The following is a 23,833-nucleotide window of genomic DNA, read 5'->3' on the forward strand; positions in this document are numbered from 1 at the left end:
GGCTTCCGCCGGAACTGTTTTCTACTGACGATGGGACCCGCCCCTAGTGTGCACATGTCAAGCAGTGCGGGATTTATCCGGCCGCGGAAAGCCCGGATTTTGACGGGCTGCTCCGCGATTCCCCTAGCCTACGTGCTGTCTCTGCTGTGTCAACAAGCGTCTGACTAGGACGTTTGCACGTCAGTGCAGGTCAGGCGGGGCTGAAGACCGGCATAGCGCCATTAAATACCTACTGATCGGTAGAGTTCGGTTCCGTTGTGGACCGTCAGCAGACAGCGCGGCTGATGGGCGGTGTCCAGCGCGGGGAGCAGCGGAGTACCGGCTCGCGGATCGGTGCTCCAGGCCGCACCCTTGGCATCCGGCGTCTGCACCATGAGTTCCTCGACTTCCCACACCGCATACGACGCCGGCGCCCCGGGTGCCAGCTGGCCCAGCATGAAGTTCCCCGAGCCGGCGGCCCGCCATCCCGCCCGGGTGTGGCCAATGAAGGCCGCACGGGCGGAAATGCGCTCCTCGGGGTTGGAGAGCGAGACCGCGGCCCGCACGGCGGACCAGGGATCCAGCGGCAGAACGGGAGAATCGGACCCCATGGCCACCATGACTCCGGCGGAAAGCAAGGATGCCAGACGGTTCATCGAGCGGCTGCGTTCACCCAGTCGCTGCTCGTAGAGTTCACCGGTTCCGCCCCAGGCGGCGTCAAATCCCGGCTGCATGCTGGCGATCGCGCCGTAACGCACCAGCTCGGCGATGGCGGCGTCGTCGGCCATCTCGACATGTTCCAGCCGGTGGTGGGAGGCACGGATTCGGTCCTCGCCCACGGCTTCGGCGGCGAGCCGGAGGCCCGCCAGGACGGTATCCAGGCCGGCGTCGCCGATCACGTGGAAACCGCCCTGGAGTCCGGCACGGGTGGCCAGCTCCAGATGCCGTCCGGCCTGCTCGGCGGTCAGGTACAGGGTTCCGGACGTTTCCGGGGCATCCGCGTAGGGTGCCCTGAGGGCGGCCGTCCGGGCACCGATGGACCCGTCCATGTTCAGGTCTCCGGCCAGCCCGCGCAGGCGGCCCTCAAACGGCGCCGTGATTTCTTCCAGTTCGGCCTCCGTCTGGGCGAGCTGCCCCCAGTAGGGAAGCACCTCCGGCAGCGGGTCCGAGCCCAGGGAGCCTTCCAGGCCCATCAGCTGGCGAAGATCCTCGACCGGGGAGATGTGCGGCGCGGCCATTTCGGTTACCGCGATGATGCCCTGTCCGGCTGCGTGCTTCAGGGCGGCCTGCTGGTAGCGGGAGCGCTGGGCCAGGTCCAGGGACCGGGATGCCGTCCGCGCAACGGTGTGCGCGGCCCGGACCACAAAGCCGTTGTCCCAGCCGTCGTATTCTGCCAGCTTCAGCCCGGCGGCGAGGGTTCCGGAGACGACGGCGCAGTGCACGTCGGTCCGTGCCAGGTAGACCGGACGGGATCCCGACGCCGCATCCAGCTCAGCAGCCGTCGGCACCCTGCGCTCCGGCCAGGAGGACTCGTCCCATCCGTAACCGGCAATCAGGCCTTCTGTGCCCGCTGCGGCCTTGGCCACCAGGTCCAGAAGTTCGGTGAGGGAGGATGCACCGGTCAGATCCAGGGAGGACAGTGCAGCGCCGGTTTCCGTAATGTGGGCATGCGAGTCCACAAACCCGGGCGTGATGAGCGCGCCCTGCAGGTCAACGACAGTCATCCGGTTATCCTGCAGCGACGTGGCTGCATGTTCGGAGCCAACCCACGCGATGGTGTCCCCGTCCACCAGCATTGCCGTGGCAAACGGATCAGCCGCGCTGTACACGGATCCGTTGCGGTAAAGCGTCAGCTTGGAGCTGCTCGGGGCGGGGTTGGCGTTCAAGGACTCACCTGTTTTCTGTAGTGCTGTTGGGTCGTGCTGTTCAATGGTGCAGGCCGGCGGGAAGCGCGGGCATGCGGGGTTTGCCGGCCGCGCAGGCCGGCGGGTCAAAGGTGTTTCGGGGTGCCGCGGTTACTAGCCGACGGCGGAATAGGCAACGACGCCGCGGCGGATCAGGCCGATGGCCTCGATGCACCGCCGGCGCAGTCCCCCGGGCAGGTCGGGAACCTTGGCCAACTGGTCCAGGAGGTCGATGACCTGCTTGGTCCAGCGGACAAAGTCCCCGGCCGCCAATTCGGTGCCGTTCAGCGCCAGTTGAAGGTGCTTGCCCTTCGCCCACTTGTACATGGGCCAGACCAGGCCCAGCTCGGGCTCGCCGGTCTGCGGAAGCCGTTCGGACTCTTCAAGGTCGGTGAGCTCGGACCACTGCCGGATGATGATGTCCATGGCCACTTCAAGGGACACGCTGGGCAGCTTTGGCCGCACCCCGCGCTCTTCACGTTTGGCCTGGTACACCAGGGCGGTGGCCAGCGCTGCCAGTTCGGCGGCGTCGACGTCGTTGAAGGCTCCCTTTTGCAGCGACAGGGCGGTCAGGAGGTCCTTTTCACCGTAAATGCGGCGCAGCTTCTGACCCGCTGGGGTTACCACCACCCGGCCGTCTTCGTCCGGCGCCACATAACCGTAGCGGCCCAGAACGTCGCACACCCGGTCGAAGGTCTTGGCAATGGTGTTGGTGCGGCCGCGGATCTGCGCGGCCAGATTATCCGTCTCCCGGCGCAGTTTCCACCAGCGCTCTGCCCAGCGTGCATGGTTTTCGCGGTCGCTGCAGCCGTGGCAGGGATGGGCCCGCATCTTCCGGCGCAGCTCCGCGATTGCCTGTTCCTGGCGGTTGCTGCCGCCCACGTGCAGGTCCCCGCCGCGGGCCGCGGACTTACGCGGAGGCCGGTGGTCATGCAGTGCGTTCCGGACGGAGGAGGCCAGATCACGCCGGTCCTTCGCCGCCCGGGAGTTGAAGGACTTGGGAACGCGGATATGCGAGACCATCTCCACCGGGCCGTCCAGTTCAGCGGCGGTGATGCGGCGAATCTGCTTGTCTTCGGTCAGCACCGTGGTGCGGGCCTCCCGGCCCGGCGGGGCTTCCTGCGGCAGCACCACGGCGTAGCCGGAATTCCGGCCCCCGGGGATAAGGATCACGTCTCCCTGCACCAGTCCGTCCAGAGAGGAGGCGACGGCGGAGCGGCGGTCCCGTGCGTGGGTCTTGGAGGCCTGTGCTTCCAAGTCAGACAGCTGGCGCCGCAGCGCGGCATACTCGGTGAAGTCGCCCAGATGGCAGGTCATGGCCTTTTCATACCCGGCCAGGGACTCCTCCCTGGACCGGACCTGCTTGGCCAGTCCCACCACCGAGCGGTCCGCCTGGAACTGGGCAAAGGATGACTCCAGGATTTCGCGCGACCGCTCACGGCCAAACTGGGCCATCAGGTTGATGCTCATGTTGTACGTGGGACGGAAGCTGGAGTTCAGCGGATAGGTCCGGCGGGAGGCCAGGCCGGCAACGGCGGCGGGGTCCGTGCCGGGCTGCCAGAGGACCACGGCATGGCCTTCGACGTCGATGCCGCGGCGCCCGGCACGGCCGGTGAGCTGGGTGTACTCCCCCGCGGTGATGTCCACGTGGGCTTCTCCGTTGAACTTGTCCAGCTTTTCCAGCACCACGGTGCGGGCCGGCATGTTGATGCCAAGGGCCAGGGTTTCGGTGGCGAAGACGGCCCGGACCAGGCCGGCGGTGAACAGCCGTTCCACCACTTCCTTGAAGGTGGGCAGCATGCCGGCATGGTGGGCGGCAAACCCGCGGATCAGCCCCTCGCGCCAGGTCCAGAAACCAAGCACTTCCAGGTCATCTTCGGGAATGTCCTGGCTGGCTTCGTCGACAATGCGGGCAATGGCCGTGCGTTCGGACTCGCTGGTGAGCCACAGTCCCGAGTCCACGCATTGGCGCACGGCCCCCTCACAGCCGTTGCGGGAGAAGATGAAGGTGATGGCCGGCAGCAGGCCGCGCTTGTCCAGCTGGGCAATGACGGCCGGACGCGATGCCTTGGGGATCCGGCTGATGGGCGGTCCCGAGGGCCCGCGGCGGGAGGTGTCGCGCCGGCTGCTGTGCGAGGATCCGCGGGAGCCGCCCCAATGACCGCCGTGGCCGCGCTGGTTGATCCGGGACTCGGCCCGGGCGAGCTCGAGCAGTTCGGGGTTCACCCGGTAGCGTTCCTGGACACCGGCCGGCTGCGCAGGTTCCGCCGCTTCGTCGAAGGACACGTCGGACTCGAAAAGGTCCATGATGTCGCGGCCCACCATGACGTGCTGCCAGAGCGGCACGGGCCGGTGTTCGGACACTACGACGTCGGTGTCGCCGCGCACCGTATCCAGCCAGGCGCCGAACTCCTCCGCGTTGGAAACGGTGGCGCTGAGGGAGACCAGCTGCACGTCGGAGCGCAGGTGGATGATGACTTCTTCCCAGACGGCTCCGCGGAACCGGTCGGCCAGATAGTGCACCTCGTCCATCACCACGTACCCCAGGTCATCCAGGGTGGAGGAATTGGAGTACAGCATGTTGCGCAGGACTTCGGTGGTCATGACGACGACGTCCGCGTCCGGGTTGATGCTCGTGTCACCGGTGAGCAACCCCACCCGGTCCGAGCCGTAGGAGGCCGAAAGCTCAAGATACTTCTGGTTGCTCAGCGCTTTGATGGGGGTGGTGTAGAACGCCTTGAGACCGCGTTCCAGGGCCATGTAGACGGCGAACTCCCCCACCACCGTCTTGCCGGCACCGGTGGGGGCAGCCACGAGGACGCCTCTGCCGGCCTCAACCGAACGGCAGGCCTCGGATTGGAAGGGATCAAGGTCAAAGCCCAGTTGCTGCTCAAAGACGGCCAGATGGGTCTTGGAGTGCTCGGCACGTTCTTTCGCGGCCAGGTACCGCTCCGACGGGGAAGTCATATTCCCAGCCTAGACTCTGCGGGGCCCCGGACGCGCCTTTGAAGGTGCTGCTCCGCCTTGGGCTGAACCGGGGCCCCGGAAGTCTTACAGGTTTTCCAGCGGTGTGGCCGTATTGGCGCTCTCGTCGATTTCGGCTTCGCGCTCAGCCCGCCGGCGTGCGCGGCGCTTGTCATTGAGGAGGCAGATCCCCACGGCTACGCCGAACAGCAGCAGCAGCGGGGCGGCCATGTAGAACATGCTCAGGGCGTCACCGCCGGGGGCGGCCATGGCAGCGAAAACGCAGATCAGGAAGAGCGTGATCCGCCAGTACTTGACGATGAGCTTGCCCGGAAGGATCCCTGTCATGTTCAGGCCCACCAGAACCACCGGGATCAGGAAGGCAATGCCAAAGGCGAGCATGAGACGAAGCACAAAGGCCAGGTAAACGCTGGCGGTGATGACGTTGGCGCTGCCCTCGGGCGTGAAGCCCGTGAGGACCTTAATGGCACTGGGCAGCAGGATCCAGGCCAGCGCGACGCCGCCCAGGAACAGCGGTACGGAGGCCGCCAGGAAACCCAGGGCGATGCGGCGTTCCTTCGTCTTCAATCCGGGGGTAATGAAGGCCCACAGCTGGTAGAGCCATACCGGGCAGGACACCAGGAGCCCAATGAAGATGGAGACTTGGATCATTTGGTCGAAGGGTGTTGCCACACCTTCGAAGTTGATGGTGGCCAGCCGGCCGTCCTCGTTGCCGACATCGGTAACCGGGCGGGTCAGCGCGGCAAAAACAGGCGTGTACAGAAAGAAGCCCGCCACAGTGCCCAGCAGCATGGCGATGCCGGCCTTGAACAGGCGGTTGCGCGCTTCTTTCAGGTGTTCCTTAAGGGCCATCCGCCCTTCAGGGTTGGATTTGCGCCCTTGGGTCAGCGCCACGGCCGTTACAGGCTGGTGGGCGGGTTACCCGCGGGGCGCTGATCCGTGCCGGGAGCGGCTGCATGGCCGGGTGCTGCCGGCGGAACCGGAACGGTGGGCGGAACGGAGGCGGTGGGGGGAACCGGGGCGGACGGAGTACCGGCTGCGGGCGGAGTGTTGACGATTCGTCCTTCCACCGGCTCTTCGGCAGAAGCTGCCGGCTTGTTCTCGTCCTGCATCTGGCGGACCTCGGACTTGAAGATGCGCAGCGACTGTCCCACGCTGCGGGCCAGCCCGGGAAGCTTGGGTGCGCCGAAGAGCAGGAGGGCCAGAATGACCAGAATTGCGATTTGCCAGCCTTGAATATTCATGCCGGTGTCCTTTCGTTTGCAGACATTGTATGTCAGAGATCTGGGAAGTCCCGCAGGGCGCGGGGCTGGTTATTCGACATGCGCCGGTTCACCCGGCGCTCTCTGCGCCGGAGCTTTCGGGCTTCTTTGCCTTCTTCGTAGCGGGCCCTCACGAGGATGGGGTCCTCGAAAATCCCCAGCTCCCGGTCCGGCGTGGCCGCGGGGGGTGCCGCCGCGGCCGGCACGGAAACAGCCAGCGCCGACACAGCGCTCTCAGCTTCACGCAGTGTACTCATGAACTTGCGGAAAATCCGCCAGCCAATCAGGGCGTAGAACGCCGCGGCGGCGACAACAAGCGCCGCCCATATCAAAATCCAGGACCACCAAGGCATAGTTCAAGCATAGTGCCGGGGACGCCTTGGACCGGCATCGCACCGCCCGCGCGCGGAGCAGGCACCCCCTCGCCGGAAATCAGCGGTTGGTCTGCCCGGCCGGATAGTTTGCCAGTGCCTCCCGCAGCCACGTCTGCGTTTCGCGCCGCAGCTCCTGCGGCTCGGCGACGGCCGCGCCGCCGCCCTGCCGCGCAATGAAGCCGGGAATCCAGCGCGTATTTCCCACGCGCAGTTCCACGGCGCTGCGTCCGCGCGGCAGATCAGCGCGGCGGACGGCGTCGTATGCTCCTTCCACCCAGCTGGCGGAGGGCTCAAGGATGAGCGTGACCAGAAGATCCTCATCACCGGGGCGGAACAGGCCGGAAGGGAAGGCGGCATCGGGATCGGGGCCCTGCCACGAAGCGGGTCCGGAATCTGCGACGCCGTGGATCCGGTCCACCCGGAAGTTGCGCACCCCCTCGGAACGATGGCACCAGGCTTCCAGGTACCAGAGGTCGTTCACTGAAAAGATCCGGCGCGGATCCACCGTGCGGTCCGTTATTTCGTCGCGGCTCGGCACGAGGTACCGAAGGCTCAGCTGGCGGCGGCCGGCGATGGCACGCTGCAGCGTGTCCAGGACGCCGGCGGCGGCCGTGGGTTCCGCCAGTCTGGCGGCGACGGCGGTGCCCACCCGTCCGGCTTCCCCTGCCGCTTCGCTGAGCTTCTCCAGGGCGCTGGCCAGTCCCGGTGCAGTGCCCACACCGGGGAGGGATGACAGGGTTTCCAGCCCCACAATTAGGGCCGCTGCCTCATCCATGCCCAGCCGCACCGGTTCGGAGAGGTCCTCGGCGTTGTCGATGAAGATTTGGCCGTTTTCAAAATTCACGTCCATCAGGCCGTTGGGGTAGTGCCGCGGGCCGCTCACGAAGAGCAGGTTCAGGTCGTCGGCCAGCTGGGCGGGAGTCACCCCGAAGCGCCGGGCCGTTTGTTCAAGATCTGCTCCCTGGTTCCCCAGCACGTACGGCACCAGGTCCAGCAGGCGGGTCAGGTGGCTCTGGGCTGCGGTGGAGCTGGCGGCAGGGGCGGGGCCGCGCGGAACGAGGGTGAATGCGGGCACCGGTTTGTCCTGTGCCGCAAGGGCCAGCCGGAGCAGGTCGGCGACGGCGGCGCGGAATTCGGGCGGGTGAACGGCCTCGGCACGGGAGCCCATTGCGGCTGTGTCCGCAGCAAGTGCGTCCAGATCCGGAACCGTGAGCGTTAATTCCTCCCAGCCAGGCTGTCCGGACGGTACCGGCGCTGCGTCGGCCCGCAGCCGCAGTTCCGCTGCTGCGCCTTCCCGCACGCGGACCACGGCCGTCACCGGGGCGAAGACCCGGTCCAGGGAGGCGAGGGAGGCATCAATGGTGAAGCCGGCGGGCACCTCGTAGCTGCCCTCGTCCAGGCTGACGGGTGTGGTCATGCGGGAGAGCCGGAAGAACCTCTCCGCGCCGCGGTCCGCATCCCATCCGACGACATACCAGTGGCCAAACCTGCTGCCCATCCCCCACGGCTGCAGATGGCGCACCGTACTGCGCCGCCGTCGGGCCGCTTTTCCCGGGCCTGTTTCTTTGCCCGTTGAACGGCCTGCCGGACGGTAGCCAAAAGAGATGGGCGTGCGGGTGGTGGTGGCTTTCCAGACCGTCTCAAAGTTGGGGTCATTGGTCCGGATCCGCGGCTGCAGCACACTGGAGGCGGCGTCTTCGGCTGCCACGCCGCGTGCCTGCAGTTTGCGCAGAGCCCGCGCAGCTGCGGATCCGAGGGAGGCCTGCTCCCACATGCTGGCGGCCAGCGCCAGGACGGCGGACTCCTCCGGCGTAAACCGGACACCCGGCAGCCGGTACTGATCCGCCCGGATCCGGTAACGGCGGACCGTATTGTCCTGGTCGTAGAGGGTTTCCTCGCTGTAGGACTCCACGGGAATGCCCTGTTCCCGCAGGAAGGCCTTGTCCCGGTCAAAGAGCTTTTCCCGGGCAGCGGTTGACGGTGCCTCGCCGTAGAGCTCAATTTCTTCAAAGAGTTCGTGCTTCGTGAAACCCCTGCGGGTGGACAGCAGCGCGATCACGAGATTCAGGAGGCGTTCGGTTCTGTTGGCGGGCACGGAAGCCAATCTACCGCGCCTCGGCGGTGCAAAACGGCCGGGGCGGAAGCTCTTTCTTTCCCGGAACACTAAAACGGGGCACCGGAAGAAGCATAAAAAGGCGGGCCGTTCAGCTGCTGTGCAGCTGAACGGCCCGCCTTTTGCCGCGGATCCGGGTTAGCGGACGCCCAGCAGATCAACCACGAAGATGAGGGACTCTCCGGGGGCAACAGCGGAACCTGCACCGCGGTCGCCGTATGCCATGTGAGCGGGGATCTCCAGCCGGCGGCGGCCGCCGACCTTCATGCCCAGCAGGCCCTGGTCCCAGCCCTGGATGACCTGGCCCACTCCGACTTTGAAGTCCAGCGGGGTGCCGCGGTTCCAGGATGCGTCAAACTCTTCACCCGTGGAGAAAGCAACTCCGACGTAATGCGTGGAAACGGTGTCCCCGGCCTTGGCCTCGCGTCCGTCACCCACCACGATGTCTTCAATCAGGAGATCAGTGGGGGCCTCGTGGTCCGGAAAGTCGATCTCCGGCTTCTGGCGGTCATATTCGCGCTTACCAAATGACATGGTTCTCCTAAATCAGTGGACTTTGTGCAATCTTACTTTGCGTCAAGAATGTCGACGACAAATACGAGTGTCTCGTTCTGCAGCTCATGTCCTTCAGTGGTGCCGTAAGCGGTTGCCGGCGGGGCAACAATCAGCACCTGGGAACCGACGGTCTTGCCCGCCAGTCCGTCAGTCCACGCGGGGATGACCTGGTCCAGTCCGAAGGAAGCGGCGGTGCCGCGGCTCCAGCTGGAGTCGAAGGTGGTTCCGTCAGACCACTTGACGCCCTCATACTGCACGGTGACGGTGTCATCGGCCTCGACGACCTTTCCGTCACCCTTCTTGAGGTCCTGAACCACCAGTTCAGTGGGGGCCTCCGTCTTCGGAACGGTGATGGTCGGCTTGCCGTCGTCATCCAGCGTCACCGAGGGGGAACCTTCAACGGGGGCAACGTCGGAGCCCCAGGCGCGGGTGGGAACGTCCCGCACATCCGTGACGGTGAAGACAATGAACTGTCCGGCGGTGCCGGCTTCTTCATTGGCGGGAACGTAGAAGGCGAAGTCGGATCCTACGGGTGCACCCAGCAGGGCGCTGTACATCTGTTCGTTGCTCTGCTTGAGGGTGTCATCAACAACGAGGTCTTCGCCCTGCTCGGCGGTGTACGTCTCCTGGACGGTGTCGCCCTTTTCCGGGTCCACTGCAGCGAGGCGGATCGAGGCGGTCTGGCCCTCGGCCACTTCTTCGCCGTCGCCGTCGTTGATTCGCTCCAAGGTGGGCTCATCCGCTGTCAGCGGCTTGTCGAACTCAATGGTGGGGGCAGTTCCTTCCTCACCGCGTTCGATCTTGACCGAGGACAAAGGTCCGTTATTGTCGTTGTCGGCGTCGCTGGAGCAGGCCGACAGGAAGACCAGGGCGGACAAACTTATGGCTAGTACTTTTCGCACACTACTTCTTTCAGTGGTGGACAGTCGGGTCCGCGCTATCCACCGGCGGAGCCGTCTAGGGCGCGGACGTTCCATACCAGCGTAGCGTTTCTGCCTGTGTGCCGCCTTAGCGCAGTTCAGGGCGCAGAAAGTCCGGGAACCGGCGGACCGCCGGCCCTGCCGCTAAAGGGTGGCCAGAAGGGCTTCGACCCGCTCGTCCACTGCAGCAAAGGGATCCTTGCACAGGACCGTCTGCTGCGCACGGTCATTGAGTTTCAGGTGCACCCAGTCCACAGTGAAGTCGCGGTTGGCGGCCTTGGCCCGGCGGACAAAGTCTCCCCTGAGCTTGGCCCGTGTGCTCTGCGGCGGAACATCCACGGCCTCTTTGATATCACTGTCCTCCACCAGCCGGGCCGTTTCCCCGCGGGACTGGAGCAGATAGAACAGTCCCCGGCGGCGGGAAATGTCGTGGTAGGTCAAATCCAGCTGCGCCAGGCGCGGAGACGCCATGTCCAGTGAGTTCCTCTCCGCGTAGCGGTCCACCAGTTTCTTCTTGATGGCCCAGTCAATTTCAGTGTCGATGCCCGAGGTGTCTTGGGACTCAATCGCGGTGAGTGTGCGTTCCCAAAGGTCCAGCACCCGCGGAACGTGGCGGTTGTGGGCCCCGTTCGCGGACACAAAGGCCTTGACCCGGTCCAGGTACACGCCCTGCAGCTCAAGTGCGGTCATGGTGGAGCCGTTGGCCAGCTTCAGCGGCATGGATCCGGTGAGGTCGTGGGAGATCTCACGGATGCTCCGGATGGGATTCTCCAGCCGCAGATCCCTGAGGATGACTCCCGCTTCAATGACGCGGAGCATCAGGTCCACGGAGCCGACCTTGAGCATGGTGGTGGTCTCGGACATGTTGGAGTCACCGGCGATGACGTGCAGCCGGCGGTAGTGTTCGGCGTCGGCATGCGGCTCGTCGCGGGTGTTGATGATGGGACGCGAACGCGTGGTGGCGGAGGAGACGCCTTCCCAGATGTGGTCCGCGCGCTGGGAGAAGGCGTACAGGGATCCGGACTGGGTCTTCAGCACCTTGCCCGCACCAACCAGCAGTTGCCGGGTCACGAGGAACGGAATGAGGATGTCCGCCAGGCGGGAGAATTCCAGTCGACGCGGAATGAGATAGTTTTCATGGCTCCCGTAGGAGTTGCCCGCCGAGTCGGTGTTGTTCTTGAACAGGTAGACGCTGCCGTTGAAGCCCTCTGCCCGCAGCCGGTCCTCGGCCTCGTCGATGAGGTCGTCCAGGATCAGTTCGCCGGCCCGGTCATGGGCCACCAGCTGGGCCAGGTCGTCGCATTCCGCCGTGGCGTACTCCGGATGGGAACCGACGTCGAGGTAGAGACGTGAACCGTTGGTCAGGAAGACGTTGGAAGAGCGCCCCCAGCTGACAACCTTGCGGAACAGGTAGCGGGCCACTTCCTCGGGCGAAAGCGGCCGTGAATCGGGGCCGGAGTAGGCAATTCCAAATTCTGTCTCGATACCGAAGATCCTGCGGTCCATCAGTCTCCCTCCGGGCTGGACAGCAAGCGGTCCAGCTCCACCGTGTTGATTCGTCGGAACGCGCGCACCGTGCCCCGGGAAGACAGCGGACTGCGGTCCAGGACTGCCACTTCAAGCAGTCCGGCTCCCAGCCGCTCCGGTTCCTCCCGGACGGTATCGCCGGCATTGCCGTAACCGTTGGAGCCGTTGGCACCTGCAGGCGCGGTGCGGGTGGCGGAGAGTGCGGCAACCGCCGTGCGGATGGCGTCGGGGAATCCGGTGTCCTGGTTCCAGGTCCGGGCCAGGGCTTCGTTGACCACGTCGGCCTGGCCGCCCATCACAACGTAGTTGCTTTCATCGGCGATTGAACCGTCAAAAGTGAGCCGGTACAGGTGGTCGCCGTAGGGTTCTGCACCCACTTCGGCTACTGCCAGTTCCACCTCAAAGGGTTTTCCTTCAGTGGTAAATACCGAACCGAGGCTCTGCGCATAGACGCTGGCCAGTCCCCGGGCCGAGACGTCTTCGCGCGAGTATGAATATCCGCGGACATCGGCGTACCGGACTCCGGCCTGGCGCAGGCTCTCGAATTCGTTGTACTTCCCCACCGCCGCGAAGCCAATCCGGTCATAGATCTCGCCGAGCTTGTGCAGCGACGGCGAGGGGTTTTCCGCTACCAGCGCGATTCCCTCCCGGCAGGTGAGCACCACCACGGAACGTCCGCGCGCTATGCCTTTCCGGGCGAAGTCCGCCCGGTCCTTCATGAGCTGTTCGGGAGATACGTAGAACTGCTGCGTCATAATCAGCCCTCCAGTCCGGCAGCGGAACGGCGGCTAACCAGTTCCTGGGCGAAGGTCTGCAGTTCTCGTTCCGGGATTTCGCGGTTGCCGGCACTGTTGACCACGTAGACCACCGGCCACAGCTGCCGCACCATGTCCGGTCCCCCGGTGGCGGAGTCGTCGTCGGCTGCGTCATAGAGCGCCTCCACGGCAACGGCCACTGCCTGTTCCTCGTCCAGGCCCGGCGTCCAGAGCTTCTTGAGCGCTCCGCGGGCAAATACGGATCCGGACCCGACGCTGTGGTGTTCGTATTCCTCGTAGCGGCCTCCGGTCACGTCATAGGAGAAAAGACGGCCGATGTGGCGTTCGGTGTCATACCCGGCAAAGAGCGGCACCACGGCCAGTCCCTGCAGGGCGAGCGGCAGGTTGGAACGCACCATTGCGGCAAGCCGGTTGGACTTGCCGTCCAAGCTCATGGGCGTTCCCTCGATCTTGTCGTAATGCTCCAGCTCCACCTGGAACAGCCGGATCATGTCCAGGGCCAGACCGGCGGTGCCGGCGATGCCCACCACGGAATACCTGTCCGCCGGGAACACCTTCTTGATATGGCGGCTGGCAATCATGTTGCCCATGGTTGCCCGCCTGTCTCCGGCCATGAGGACGCCGCCGGCGTAGGTGAGGGCAACAATGGTGGTGGCCTGCGGGGCCGCGGCGGAGGCGGATCCCGCCGGAGCGGTCCCCAGGTGCCGGGCTGAAGGGAGAAGGCCGGGGTGGTAACGGGCAAGATGATCGCTGAAGGACGGCGGAGCCGCCCCGTTAACCGCTGCTGCGGGGTCCGAATGGGCCATCCGTTACTGTCCGCCCTTTTGGATGAAGCCCCGGACGAATTCTTCGGCGTTGTTTTCCAGGACGCCGTCAATTTCATCCAGGAGGTCGTCCACGCCCTCCGTCTGGGCAGAGGCGCCGGCACCGGCATCGGTTTCGGGCGGAGGCGTCTGCTCCGGCTCCTCTTCTTCCTTGCGGGCTCCGGTATTGCTGCGGTCCTGGGTTGCCATGATGTCTGCCTTCCTTGGCCGGCGTTCGGCCCTGTGACGGGTCCTGACAGGTTGTGATCCGAACTGGTAGTGCCTATGGTGCCACGCTATGTTCGGGACCGGACAGGAGTCGAGTGACAAAGTCTTCTGCATCTTCGGATACAGCGAATAACTCTTCGGTCAGTGCCCGGGTTCCCTTCAGCGGCTCACGGGTGGGAATCCGCTGCAGGCGGCGGCGTGAGGGCAGTTCGAAGATGATCGAATCCCAGCTCGCCCCCACCACCTGGTGGGGGAAGCGGCTGACGCACTTGCCGCGGAAGTAGGCGCGGGTGTCGTCCGGAGGTTCGGTGACAGCCCGTGCTATCTGGGCGTCAGTCAAAATCCGTTCCATTTGGCCCCGCGCCGCCAGCCGGTAATAAAGCCCCTTCTCGGGGCGCATATCCGAATACTGCAGGTCCACCAGGTGAAGCCGGGCGTCGGACCAGGACAGGGAATCGCGCTCCCGGTACGCCTGCATCAGCTTCAGCTTGGCAACCCAGTCCACGGAGGCGGCTGCTTCCAGCGGGTCGCGCTTGAGTGTCCCCACCAGGGAGGTCCAGCGGGTGAGGATGTCCTCCGTTTCCGCATCCGATCCCCGGCTCCGGCAGTGTTTCGCGGCGGCTTCCAGATAGATTTCCTGCAGGTCCAGCCCGGAGACCCTGCGGCCGTCCTTCAGTTCCACCAGCTGCTGCAGGCTCGGGTCGTGGCTGATGGCCTGCAGCGAACCCACGGGATCCCGCAGTTCCACCTCGGGGGCCGTCCCCTCCTCGATCATGGACAGCACAATGGAGGTGGTGCCCATCTTCAGCAGGGCCGACACCTCGCTGAGGTTCGCGTCCCCGATGATGACGTGCAGCCTGCGGTATTTTTCGGCCACTGCGTGGGGCTCGTCGCGCGTGTTGATGATGGGACGGCGGATGGTTGTCTCCAGCCCCACCTCAGCTTCAAAGAAGTCGGCACGCTGGCTCAGCTGGTAGCCCTGGCGCTGATTGTTGGTTCCGATCCCCACCCGCCCGGAGCCCACAATGACCTGCCGGCTGACGAAAAACGGAACGAGGCCCCGGACCAGGTCAGTGAACGGGACGCTGCGGGGCACCAGGTAATTCTCGTGGGATCCGTAGGAGGAGCCCTTGCTGTCGGTGTTGTTCTTGTAGAGGTTTACCGGGGAAAAGCCCGGTGCCGCAGCAATGTGCCGGATGGCTGCCAGTACGACGGCGTCCCCGGCTTTGTCCCACAGCACGGCATCGCGCGGCGTAGTGACTTCCGGTGAGGAGTACTCGGGATGGGCGTGGTCCACGTAGAGCCGGGCGCCGTTGGCAAGCACCATGTTCATCAGCACCGGATTGTCCGTGGTCTCTTCGCCGTAGAGGGCGGCAGGTCCTCCCCCCTCCATGGCGATCTGTTCCGCATCCAGCACCGGCGGCGCGTCCGTCAGCTGGGTCGGATCGGCTGCCGTGCGCGGCACGGCGAAGCCCCGGGCGTCATTCAGCGGGGCTTCGTCCGTGTAATCCCACCGGGTGCCGCCGAAGTTGCCCAGGCCGCTTCTCCTCGAGGCGGCATAGGCATTGACGATTTGGCTGGACAGGACGGTTGCGTTGGCTGCGGGCAGGCCGGGCGCGAGGACTCCGTATTCGGTCTCCGTGCCCATGACACGGCGCACGCTCACAGATACTGCCCGGGGTTGGCGGCTGTTTCGATGGTGCGTCCGGGTTCCTGTCCGGCTTTACCCTGGACGATGGTGCGGATGTAGGTGATGCGCTCGCCTTTCTTGCCGGAGATGCGTGCCCAATCATCCGGGTTGGTGGTGTTGGGCATGTCCTCATGCTCGCGGAATTCATCCACCACCGCACGCATCAGGTGGTCAATGCGCAGGCCCCGCTGCTGCAGGGTGAGCAAATCCTTGATGGCGTACTTTTTGGCCCGGTCCACCACGTTCTGGATGACGGCGCCGGAGTTGAAATCCTTGAAATAGAGCATCTCCGTGTCACCGTTGGCGTAGGTGACCTCCAGATACTCGTTGGACTTGTCCTCGGCGTACATCTTCTCGACCGTCCGGCGGATCATTTCCCGCACCGTCGTGTGCGGGTCGTAGCCGTTTTCGGCGAGGTCGTCCCGGTGCAGGGGCAGGTCGGGGGTGAGGTACTTGGCGAAGATCTCCGCCGCGCCCTCGGCATCCGGGCGCAGGATCTTGATTTTCACGTCCAGCCGGCCCGGGCGCAGGATTGCCGGGTCAATCATGTCCTCACGGTTGGAAGCACCGATGACAATGACGTTTTCCAGCTTTTCGACGCCGTCGATCTCGGAAAGCAGCTGCGGAACAATCGTGGTTTCCACGTCGGAGGAGATGCCCGTGCCGCGGGTGCGGAAGAGGGAATCCATCTCGTCGAAGAACACCACCACGGGGCTGCCGCCCGATGCCTTCTCCCGGGCGCGGGCGAAGATCAGCCGGATATGCCGCTCCGTCTCCCCCACATACTTGTCCAGCAGCTCGGGGCCCTTAATGTTCAGGAAGTAGCTGCGCGTGCCGAGGGAACCGGTCTGCTCCATGACGCGGGCCGCCAGCGAGTGAGCCACCGCCTTGGCGATGAGCGTCTTGCCGCAGCCGGGAGGGCCGTACAACAGGATTCCCTTGGGCGCCTTGAGCCCGTGTTCCCGGTACAGGTCCGGGTGCAGGAAGGGCAGTTCCACAGCGTCCCGGATCTGCTCGATCTGGGGGCCGAGGCCGCCGATGTCCGAGTATGCAATGTCCGGGACTTCCTCGAGGACGAGGTTTTCCACTTCGCTGCGCGGAATCTTTTCCAGCGCGTAGCCAATGCGCGTGTCCACGGTGAGCGCGTCGCCCACCCGGACCTTCTCCGATTCCAGCGGACCGTTGAGCCGGACCACGCGCTCGTCGTCGGCCCGTCCGACGACCAGGCAGCGGTCGCTGCCCAGGAGCTCCTTGACAGTGAACAGTTCGCCGCTGCGCTCGAAACCGAGTGAGGCAACGGCCACCAGCGACTCGTTCAGGAGCACTTCCTGGCCCGCGACAATCTCATGCATGTCCAGCAGCGGGCTGACGGAAACCCGCAGCTTCCGGCCGGACTGGATAATGTCCAGGCTGTCCTGGACCGCTGCCGTTGTTGTCCTGCCCCGGCTGGCCGGAACCCGGTGGTTCACGGAGATCACGGTGGCGAAGCTGAAAGGCGTGGCGCCCTCTTTGTCTAGGGCGTCTTTCAGGCGGATGATCTCCGCCTTCGCCGTCTCCAGCATCGCCACCAGCCGGGCGTTGTTGTGGGTCAGTGCCGCCAGCTGCCGGTCCACGTTCCGCAGCTTGTCACGCAGCACGCTTACCTGGGGGGAATCCGCCCCCGGGGCAGTGGAGTCACGGAAGTATCCGCGCGTCTCCTCGGCCCCGGAATTGGAGGTGTTCTCTGCTTCAGACATGGTTGCGGCCACCTTCACGTTGCGCAGGGTCTCTAGGTTTGACGATAACCCAGTGACGCAGGCAACACACCGGTTGCAACCTCTTGTCTTTACCGGGCCGGCAAAGATTCACCAACCCGATTGCGGCTAGGGGTTTTCCAGCGTACCGTCCCGGTCCGCGTTGTACTTTTCAGCGTTTTCCAATGCCCCGCGCTGAACCTTGGAACTGGCGTCGCGGGCGGCCCGGCGGAGCTTGTGGGCGGACACTTCGCGCTCCCCCACAGCTGCCGGCGTCCAGGCGTTGAGGTCCTCTTCGCTGAAGTTTGTCTTGGATGCACGGCGCTTGGGAACCAGTCCGGTGGCGCCTTCGGCCAGACGCCGAGCGGTCAGCAGGAATCCGGTGTGCGCCACCATGCGGTGGTCCGGGCGCACGGCCAGGCCCTCGAGGTGCCAGCCGCGGACCATGGATTCCCAGCCGTCCGGCTCCGTAAAGCGGCCGTCGGCACGGATGGCTTCAGCAGTGCGGGAGAGCTGGGTGACGGTGGCTACGTAGGAAATCCACACGCCCCCCGGTGCCAGGACGGTGGCGACGGCGTCGGTGCACTCCCAGGGGGCGAGCATGTCCAGGACCACCCGGTCCACGCTGCCGGGCTCTTCGGTGCGGACCACTTCTTCCTGGAAGTCTCCGATGCTGATGTTCCAAGCGGGGTGCGGACCGCCAAAGAAAGTCTCTACGTTGCCGCGGGCAATGTCAGCGAATTCTTCGCGGCGCTCAAAGGAATGCAGGGAGCCCTGATCTCCGACGGCACGCAGCAGTGAGATGCTCAGCGCACCCGAGCCGACGCCGGCTTCGACCACGCGGGCGCCGGGGTAGATGTCCGCCATAGTGACAATCTGGCCGGCGTCCTTCGGGTAGACGACGGCCGCACCGCGGGGCATGGACAGCACAAAATCGGACAGCAGCGGACGGAGCACCTGATACTGCTGGCCCGTGGTGTTGGTGACGATCGTGCCCTCGGGCATGCCGATAATCGTGTCATGGGGCAGGAATCCGCGGTGGGTGTGGAAGGCGCCCCCCTCGGTCAGGGTGATGGTGCTGTGCCGGCCCTTTTCGTCGGTGAGCTGAACGCGCTCTCCCGGACGCAGCGGCCCGCGGCGGTGTTCGGCTCCGTGGGGGGTGGGAGCTGCAGTCTGGCCCGGAGTCTCCGAGTTCATGGGTATTCCTTTGGATCGTGTGGTGCTGGTCTGAGTGGATGAAGCCTGCGCCCGGACTGCGGTGTCCGCGGCGCGTGGGGAAAGTCAGGGAAGGGTCAGGGGCGGGTCAGGGAGCGGCCGGCCGGCGCCGGGCCGGCTTGGCAGAGATGGCGTTCAGGACAGCATCCCGGGTCAGGATCCCCACCACGGCGCCGTTGCGGTCAATCACGGCGTACTCACTGCCCTGAAGTTTAGCGAGATACTCCACCAATTCTGAACCCGCAGCTTCGGCCGGGACGTAGGCTCCGGGCGCCAGCGCACGGGCGGCGGCGTCCACTGCGGTGGTATCCGCAAGGTGGTCCGGAACCAGAGCCAGGGCGCCCGAGTCCGCTATTGCCCACGGCTGGCCCGTGGGTGCGGTGATGACGAGGGCTGCGTCCGCGTGCGTCCCCACCTGCTCCCGGGCACGGGACACCGGTGAGCCGGAGGGGACGGAGACTGCCGGCCGCATGAGCGTACCGGCCTTGACCTCCGGGAGCCGGAGGCGGACGCGGGCGTTTTGGATGCTCGCACCGGCCCCCATCCACAGGAATCCGGAGATCACAGCGGTGAGCAGCACCGTCTGCACCTCAGGGGAACCTCCCCTGAGGTACGGGGGCACCAGGACGGCCGCTGCGAGGCCGACGGCGATGATGCGTCCGGCGTATCCGGCGGCTACGGTGCCCCGGTCCTGGGAGCCGGTGGCTTTCCAGACGGCGGATTCCACGATCCTGCCGCCGTCAAGCGGCAGCCCGGGCAGGATGTTGAAGATGGCCACCAGCAGGTTGGCCCAGACGAAAATTTCCGCCAGCAGCGTTGCCACCGGGCTCAGCGGCAGCGCGGTCAGGAAAAGCCAGCCCGCTCCGGCGAGCACGAAGTTTGCCGCCGGTCCGGCCAGGGCCACCAGCAGGGAACGGCCCGGAGTGGATTGGACGTTGCCGAATTGCGTGTGGCCGCCCCAGAGCGTCAGCACGATTTTTGCCGTGGGCCAGCGGTATGCCCTGGCCAGCAGGGCGTGGGCCAGTTCGTGGACCAGAACGGAGACCAGGAGCAGGAGAGCGTAGCCCAGGGCGACGCCATAGGCACCTGCACCGAGGTATGGAAAGCTGCGGCGTACCAGCGGCCCGAAAACCACAATAATGAAGGCCGCAATGATGAACCATGAGTACGCCAGGTAGATGGGTACTCCGGCGATCCGTCCCAGGGGAATCCCGTCGCGGGCCGGTGCCGGTGCCCCGGCGCCCGGGCCACCGCTCAACGGGAGGCTCCGGCCGTCGCGCCGGAAACCAGGGACGCCAGATCTGCCGCCGTCCGTCCGCCCAGAGTGTCCCACTCATGCCGGCCGTCATCCGGAGGCAGCGGGAGGAAGTGCGGAACGCCGAGGGTAACCAGCCCGGCGGCCCGGGCCGACGTGACTCCGGGCAGGGAGTCCTCAATGGCAACCACACGGTCCTTCGACAGATCCGGAACCAGCCCGGAGAGCCGGTCGAAGGCCAACTCGTAGGGTTCGGGGTGGGGCTTGCCCCGGCTGACCATGTCCCCGGTCACAACAAAGGAGAACGTTCCGGCGGGAAGCTGGCTGCAGACTTCGTTGGCGAGGATCGGTTCGGACATGGTGACCATGACGCAGGGAATGCCCTGTGCCTTGAGTTCGGACAGCAGTTCGCGGGCACCGGGGCGCCAGGGAACCTGTTTCCTGACCTTCACTGTTACTTCCCCGATGAGGCGGTCAATAATTTCCCGGACAGTCAGGGGTACGCCTGCATTCTGCAGCAGGCCGGCGCCAAAGGTCAGCGCCTGGCCCACCATGGCCTCTGCATCCGAATCGGTCCAGGAACCCCCGTAGCTGTGGACCAGGTCCTTCTCCGCCTGGATCCAATAGGGTTCGGTGTCAACGATGGTTCCGTCCATATCCCACAGGACGGCTTGGAGCGGGCCGGATGCGGAAGGGAGCTGCAGGGCATTGGGGACAGAAGAAGACATGCCTCTCAGTCTACTGGGCGGCGGCGGCCGGGTTTGTTTTGCTCTTGGCGTAGGTCTCGGCGCAGTCCTGACAACGCCGCGTGCTGGACATAGGGTGAGGATGTGAGCAATACCGACGAAACCCCGCCCGTGGGCCTCCAGGATTATTTTGGCGGCTCAACAGAGCGCACAACTGTCATGCTGGCGGCCTTTGAAGGCTGGAACGACGCCGGTGAGGCTGCCAGCGATGCCGTTAAATTCCTGGATCTGTTTTGGGAAAGCGAAAAAATCGCCAGCCTCAACGCCGACGAGTATTACGATTTCCAGTTCACCCGACCCGTCATTGAGCGGCTGGCCACCGGTGAAAAAAGGATCAAGTGGCCCACCACCCGGATCTCCCGGGCGGAGGTCCCCAACAGCAACCTGGACGTGATCTTCGTGTCCGGAGTGGAACCGTCCTATAAATGGCGTGCCTACACCGCGGAGCTAATTGCGCTGGCCAAGGAGCTGGACGTGGATTGCATAGTCCTGGCCGGCGCCCTGCTGGCGGATGTTCCGCACACCCGTCCCATTCCCGTGACGGTTACCTGCGAGGACAGTGACCTGCGCGAGGAACTCAGGGTGGAGTCCTCAACCTATGAGGGGCCGATCGGGATTGTGGGTGTGCTCGCCGAAATGGCCAGCCTGGCCGATATTCCTTCGGTCTCCCTGTGGGCAGCCGTGCCGCACTATGTGGGGCACTCCCCTTCACCCAAGGCACAGCTTTCCCTGCTCCACCGGATTGAGGAGCTGCTGCAGGCTCCGCTGGACACCGCGCTGCTCACCGATGAAGCCGATGCATGGGAGCGCGGCGTGGATGAGCTGGCCACCGAAGATCCGGAGATCGCCGCTTATGTGCGCCAGCTTGAAGAGGCCAAGGACACAGCGGAACTGCCCGAGGCCAGCGGCGAATCAATTGCCCGTGAGTTTGAGCGTTATTTGAAACGCCGCCGGCGCGACTAAAGCCTGATGCCCAGCAGGGCGTCCACTGCAGCCGAAGCCAGGTCGCCGCCGTCGGCATCCTTGCCCGGCTGTTCGGTCGCCGAGAGTGCCCAGGCATCAGCGGCGGCCAGGGCAGCCGGTGCGTCGAGGTCATCGGCCAGCGCGGTCCGAATGGCAGCGAGCAGCTGCTCGGCCTGTGCCCGGCTCGTCAGGGGAAGTGCCCGGCGCCAGCGCGCGAGGCGTTCCTCGGCGGCGGTGAGCTGCTCGGCGGTCCAGAACCAGTCGGTGCGGTAGTGGTGGCTGAGCAGGACGGCTCGGATTGCTGCGGGATCGGTGCCGCGGCTGCGCAGTTCCGACACAAGGACAAGGTTGCCCAGGGACTTGCTCATCTTCTCCCCGTCCAGGCCCACCATGCCGGCGTGGGCATAGTGCCGGGCCAGCGGGCTTCCGGAGCAGGCGTAGGCGTGCCCGGCGCTCATTTCGTGGTGCGGGAAGACGAGGTCGGAACCACCGGCCTGCACGGTGAAGGGTGCGGGCAGGAAGCGCTGGGCAATCACCGAACATTCGATATGCCATCCCGGCCGGCCTGCCCCCAGGGAAGCGCCGTCCCAGAAAGGCTCGCCGGTGCGCTGCACGCGCCACAGCAGCGGGTCCAGGGCGTTGCGCTTGCCCGGGCGCCGGGGGTCGCCGCCGCGTTCGGCGAAGACGGGAAGCATCTGGTCGGCGGTCAGGCCGGAGACGCTGCCCAGCCGCCATGCGTGGGGGTCCTCCGGGTCCAGCCGGGAGGCGGCATCCACCGAGAAGTAGACGTCGCCGTCGGGTTCTGTGCCCTGGCCGGGGACGCGGTACGCGAGCCCGCGGCGCAGCAGATCCTCCACCACGGGGACGATCCACTCGATGGCTTCCACGGCGCCAATGTAGTTGTCCGGAGCGAGAACGTTAAGGGCTTCCATGTCATCGCGGAAAAGCTGGGTCTGCTCCAGAGCCAGTTCCCGCCAGTCCAGTCCCCGGGCATTGGCGCGTTCGAGCAGCGGATCATCGATGTCCGTCACGTTCTGTACGTAGCGGACGGTGTTGCCGGAATCCCGCCACTGACGGTTCAGCAGGTCAAAGGCCACGTAGGTGGACGCATGGCCCATGTGGGTGGCGTCGTACGGGGTGATGCCGCAGACATAGAGGCTCGCCTCACCGCCGGGACGAACCGGAACGGTGCTCTGCAGCGCCGTGTCGAAGAGGACCAATTCCGGAGATTCTCCGGGCAGGACGGGCAGGGGGGAGTTTTTCCACGCAATCACAGGTTCAACTCTACTTTCCGTTCCTAGGCTTCCAGCACGCCCATGCCAAGCAGCACGTAAATCACGACGCCGAGAAGAATGCGGTACCAGACAAACAGGCTGTAGCTGCGGCTGGAGACGTACCGCAGGAACCATCCGATGATGATGAATCCCACAATGAAGGCAACCAGGGTGGCACCGGCAGTTTCCAGGCCGCCGTAAACCATCGGCTCATCCAGCGACTTCACCAGCTGGAACAAGCCGCTGCCGAAGACGGCGGGGATGGCCAGCAGGAAGGCGTAGCGGGCCGCGGCCTCACGGGTGTACCCCATGAACAGGCCGGCGGTGATCGTTCCGCCGGAGCGGCTGACACCGGGGATCAGCGCCAGGGCCTGGGCGAAGCCGTACAGGATGCCGTGCTTGTAGGTGAGCTGGCCCAGGCTGCGCTGCTGCTTGCCGACCCTGTCCGCGACAGCGAGGATGATGCCGAAGACGATCAGCATGGTCGCCACGATCCAGAGGCTGCGCAGCGTGCTTTCAATCTGGTCCTGGAAGAGCAGGCCGAGAATGACGATCGGCAGAGTGCCGATAATGATCAGCCAGCCCATGCGGGCATCCGGGTCATTGCGCGGAATCCGTCCGGCCAGGGACGCAAACCACGCCTTGACGATTCGGACTATGTCCTTCCAGAAATAGACGGCCACGGCCGTTTCGGTGCCGAGCTGCGTTATGGCGGTAAAGGCCGCTCCCGGGTCCTGGGCACCGGGCAGCAGCTCACCGACAATACGCAGATGGGCGCTGGAGGAGATAGGGAGAAATTCGGTCAGGCCCTGAATAAGGCCGAGGAAAAGTGCTTCAAACCAATTCACAAGGAAATACTCTAGGCCACGGGCCCGGACTCACCGTGCACCGCCGCAGGGGCGGAGGCAGGGAATCAGCGTCTGCAGCTACTGCCCGGGCTGCACTTCGGAGGAGCGCTCCCCTGCGCCCTGTGCCGGTTCCTCGAACCCGTCGCCGAACTCGTCGTCGTCGTCTTCGTAGATCTCCAGCGGCGTGACCTCGCCGTAGGCGTCGTACAGGACCTCTTCATAGACCTCAAAGGCATCCGCGACGGCCAGATAGGCCGCTTCCACCACCGGATCATTGTCCCCGCGGCGTTGCGCCGCCGCCGTCAGGTGCTCTTCGAGTGCGGCCATCAGGGATTGGAGCGCCACGTGCGGATCTATGCTCATGCCCTAGACGTTAGCGGTAAAGTGAGCAAAATTGGAGGGACATGCGCGAACAAATTCTTCGGCCGGGGATACGCCGGCCAGACGAAAACACCCGGGACTACGAGTACCTGGTGGTGTCCGTGAACCCCGGAGATCCGGTCTCCGAGGCCCGCAGGATCATCAGGGAACATGCTGAATACGGAAAATGGGAGCTGCACCGCAGCCGTCTCTACCGCGGCGGCGCCCGACGCTTCTGGCTGCGCAGGCGGATCATGCGGGTTCACCGCACCGTCTAGCCAGCCGGGCGGACCCGGCCGGCCCGGGCCGGCTGGCCTAGCCGT

21 protein-coding genes and 1 pseudogene are annotated in these 23,833 nt (G+C 65.3%); 2 read left to right on the forward strand and 20 right to left on the reverse strand.

Features of this window, described 5'->3' with window-relative positions; all coding sequences use genetic code 11:
• Positions 1 to 221: 221 nt before the first annotated feature.
• The 17 genes and pseudogenes from AC4D2Q_RS10695 to AC4D2Q_RS10775 all read right to left on the reverse strand — a co-directional run bounded on the left by AC4D2Q_RS10695 (position 222) and on the right by AC4D2Q_RS10775 (position 20,047).
• Complete coding sequence (locus AC4D2Q_RS10695; RefSeq protein WP_490946451.1) at positions 222 to 1,865, reverse strand: amidohydrolase; 1,644 nt, start codon at positions 1,863 to 1,865, stop codon at positions 222 to 224.
• A 132-nt stretch (positions 1,866 to 1,997) separates the two neighbouring features.
• Positions 1,998 to 4,850 carry a DEAD/DEAH box helicase gene (locus AC4D2Q_RS10700; protein WP_490946452.1) on the reverse strand — a complete coding sequence of 951 codons (2,853 nt, stop codon included), beginning with the start codon at positions 4,848 to 4,850 and terminating at the stop codon, positions 1,998 to 2,000.
• 84 nt (positions 4,851 to 4,934) lie between these two features.
• On the reverse strand, positions 4,935 to 5,762 hold the full coding sequence (gene tatC, locus AC4D2Q_RS10705) for a twin-arginine translocase subunit TatC (RefSeq protein WP_490925456.1): 828 nt from the start codon (positions 5,760 to 5,762) through the stop codon (positions 4,935 to 4,937).
• A gap of 155 nt (positions 5,763 to 5,917) precedes the next feature.
• Positions 5,918 to 6,112: pseudogene (gene tatA, locus AC4D2Q_RS10710) on the reverse strand (Sec-independent protein translocase subunit TatA); the annotation flags it as partial.
• A gap of 32 nt (positions 6,113 to 6,144) precedes the next feature.
• A complete protein-coding gene (locus tag AC4D2Q_RS10715; RefSeq protein WP_490946454.1) occupies positions 6,145 to 6,483 on the reverse strand; it encodes a hypothetical protein in 339 nt (112 codons plus the stop codon).
• 79 nt (positions 6,484 to 6,562) lie between these two features.
• Positions 6,563 to 8,599, reverse strand: a complete 2,037-nt coding sequence (locus AC4D2Q_RS10720; RefSeq protein WP_490946455.1) for a helix-turn-helix transcriptional regulator — start codon at positions 8,597 to 8,599, stop codon at positions 6,563 to 6,565.
• A gap of 156 nt (positions 8,600 to 8,755) precedes the next feature.
• On the reverse strand, positions 8,756 to 9,151 hold the full coding sequence (locus AC4D2Q_RS10725; RefSeq protein ID WP_400929249.1) for an FKBP-type peptidyl-prolyl cis-trans isomerase: 396 nt from the start codon (positions 9,149 to 9,151) through the stop codon (positions 8,756 to 8,758).
• Positions 9,152 to 9,183: 32 nt separating this feature from the next.
• Positions 9,184 to 10,074, reverse strand: a complete 891-nt coding sequence (locus AC4D2Q_RS10730; RefSeq protein WP_490946456.1) for an FKBP-type peptidyl-prolyl cis-trans isomerase — start codon at positions 10,072 to 10,074, stop codon at positions 9,184 to 9,186.
• 162 nt (positions 10,075 to 10,236) lie between these two features.
• Complete coding sequence (gene pafA, locus AC4D2Q_RS10735) at positions 10,237 to 11,598, reverse strand: Pup--protein ligase (protein WP_490946457.1); 1,362 nt, start codon at positions 11,596 to 11,598, stop codon at positions 10,237 to 10,239.
• Complete coding sequence (gene prcA / locus AC4D2Q_RS10740; protein ID WP_490946458.1) at positions 11,598 to 12,374, reverse strand: proteasome subunit alpha; 777 nt, start codon at positions 12,372 to 12,374, stop codon at positions 11,598 to 11,600. The genes pafA and prcA overlap by 1 nt, the downstream gene beginning before the upstream one ends.
• Positions 12,375 to 12,376: 2 nt before the next feature.
• A complete protein-coding gene (prcB, locus tag AC4D2Q_RS10745; RefSeq protein ID WP_490946459.1) occupies positions 12,377 to 13,201 on the reverse strand; it encodes a proteasome subunit beta in 825 nt (274 codons plus the stop codon).
• Between the two features lie 3 nt (positions 13,202 to 13,204).
• Positions 13,205 to 13,408, reverse strand: a complete 204-nt coding sequence (locus AC4D2Q_RS10750) for a ubiquitin-like protein Pup (protein WP_490946460.1) — start codon at positions 13,406 to 13,408, stop codon at positions 13,205 to 13,207.
• A 73-nt stretch (positions 13,409 to 13,481) separates the two neighbouring features.
• Entirely contained in the window at positions 13,482 to 15,074 is a 1,593-nt protein-coding gene (gene dop, locus AC4D2Q_RS10755; protein WP_490946588.1) for a depupylase/deamidase Dop, read from the reverse strand.
• A 14-nt stretch (positions 15,075 to 15,088) separates the two neighbouring features.
• Positions 15,089 to 16,852: a proteasome ATPase gene (gene arc, locus AC4D2Q_RS10760; RefSeq protein WP_490946461.1), complete on the reverse strand. Its 1,764-nt coding sequence runs from the start codon at positions 16,850 to 16,852 to the stop codon at positions 15,089 to 15,091.
• 126 nt (positions 16,853 to 16,978) lie between these two features.
• The gene (locus tag AC4D2Q_RS10765) at positions 16,979 to 18,046 is read right to left on the reverse strand and encodes a tRNA (adenine-N1)-methyltransferase (protein ID WP_490946462.1); all 1,068 of its coding nucleotides are present in this window, start codon (positions 18,044 to 18,046) and stop codon (positions 16,979 to 16,981) included.
• 106 nt (positions 18,047 to 18,152) lie between these two features.
• Positions 18,153 to 19,322 carry a site-2 protease family protein gene (locus AC4D2Q_RS10770; RefSeq protein WP_490946463.1) on the reverse strand — a complete coding sequence of 390 codons (1,170 nt, stop codon included), beginning with the start codon at positions 19,320 to 19,322 and terminating at the stop codon, positions 18,153 to 18,155.
• Entirely contained in the window at positions 19,319 to 20,047 is a 729-nt protein-coding gene (locus AC4D2Q_RS10775) for an HAD family hydrolase (protein WP_490946464.1), read from the reverse strand. The genes AC4D2Q_RS10770 and AC4D2Q_RS10775 overlap by 4 nt, the downstream gene beginning before the upstream one ends.
• A 102-nt stretch (positions 20,048 to 20,149) precedes the next feature.
• Here AC4D2Q_RS10775 and AC4D2Q_RS10780 point away from each other — a divergent pair, with 102 nt between their 5' ends.
• Positions 20,150 to 21,028: a PAC2 family protein gene (locus AC4D2Q_RS10780; protein ID WP_490946465.1), complete on the forward strand. Its 879-nt coding sequence runs from the start codon at positions 20,150 to 20,152 to the stop codon at positions 21,026 to 21,028.
• Here the strand turns inward: AC4D2Q_RS10780 and mshC are convergent.
• The 3 genes from mshC to AC4D2Q_RS10795 form a co-directional block, all read right to left on the reverse strand.
• On the reverse strand, positions 21,025 to 22,302 hold the full coding sequence (gene mshC / locus AC4D2Q_RS10785) for a cysteine--1-D-myo-inosityl 2-amino-2-deoxy-alpha-D-glucopyranoside ligase (protein ID WP_490946466.1): 1,278 nt from the start codon (positions 22,300 to 22,302) through the stop codon (positions 21,025 to 21,027). The genes AC4D2Q_RS10780 and mshC overlap by 4 nt on opposite strands.
• Before the next feature lie 23 nt (positions 22,303 to 22,325).
• Complete coding sequence (locus AC4D2Q_RS10790) at positions 22,326 to 23,150, reverse strand: undecaprenyl-diphosphate phosphatase (protein WP_490946467.1); 825 nt, start codon at positions 23,148 to 23,150, stop codon at positions 22,326 to 22,328.
• A gap of 78 nt (positions 23,151 to 23,228) precedes the next feature.
• Positions 23,229 to 23,513: a hypothetical protein gene (locus tag AC4D2Q_RS10795; RefSeq protein ID WP_490946468.1), complete on the reverse strand. Its 285-nt coding sequence runs from the start codon at positions 23,511 to 23,513 to the stop codon at positions 23,229 to 23,231.
• Between the two features lie 41 nt (positions 23,514 to 23,554).
• Between AC4D2Q_RS10795 and AC4D2Q_RS10800 the strand changes: the two genes are divergently transcribed.
• Positions 23,555 to 23,788, forward strand: coding sequence for a DUF5703 family protein (locus tag AC4D2Q_RS10800; RefSeq protein WP_490925471.1), 234 nt, complete (start codon positions 23,555 to 23,557; stop codon positions 23,786 to 23,788).
• Positions 23,789 to 23,833: the final 45 nt, after the last annotated feature.

It is taken from the genome of Arthrobacter sp. TJ-178 (assembly GCF_058269275.1).

Coding starts and splice junctions, on each gene's coding strand:
- AC4D2Q_RS10725 (WP_400929249.1), bottom strand. CDS start 9,151: ATGTCATTTGGTAAGCGCGAATATGACCGCCAGAAGCCGGAGATCGAC.
- AC4D2Q_RS10715 (WP_490946454.1), bottom strand. CDS start 6,483: ATGCCTTGGTGGTCCTGGATTTTGATATGGGCGGCGCTTGTTGTCGCC.
- AC4D2Q_RS10765 (WP_490946462.1), bottom strand. CDS start 18,046: ATGAACTCGGAGACTCCGGGCCAGACTGCAGCTCCCACCCCCCACGGA.
- prcA (WP_490946458.1), bottom strand. CDS start 12,374: ATGACGCAGCAGTTCTACGTATCTCCCGAACAGCTCATGAAGGACCGG.
- prcB (WP_490946459.1), bottom strand. CDS start 13,201: ATGGCCCATTCGGACCCCGCAGCAGCGGTTAACGGGGCGGCTCCGCCG.
- AC4D2Q_RS10750 (WP_490946460.1), bottom strand. CDS start 13,408: ATGGCAACCCAGGACCGCAGCAATACCGGAGCCCGCAAGGAAGAAGAG.
- AC4D2Q_RS10775 (WP_490946464.1), bottom strand. CDS start 20,047: ATGTCTTCTTCTGTCCCCAATGCCCTGCAGCTCCCTTCCGCATCCGGC.
- AC4D2Q_RS10795 (WP_490946468.1), bottom strand. CDS start 23,513: ATGAGCATAGATCCGCACGTGGCGCTCCAATCCCTGATGGCCGCACTC.
- pafA (WP_490946457.1), bottom strand. CDS start 11,598: ATGGACCGCAGGATCTTCGGTATCGAGACAGAATTTGGAATTGCCTAC.
- dop (WP_490946588.1), bottom strand. CDS start 15,074: ATGGGCACGGAGACCGAATACGGAGTCCTCGCGCCCGGCCTGCCCGCA.
- arc (WP_490946461.1), bottom strand. CDS start 16,852: ATGTCTGAAGCAGAGAACACCTCCAATTCCGGGGCCGAGGAGACGCGC.
- AC4D2Q_RS10700 (WP_490946452.1), bottom strand. CDS start 4,850: ATGACTTCCCCGTCGGAGCGGTACCTGGCCGCGAAAGAACGTGCCGAG.
- AC4D2Q_RS10800 (WP_490925471.1), top strand. CDS start 23,555: ATGCGCGAACAAATTCTTCGGCCGGGGATACGCCGGCCAGACGAAAAC.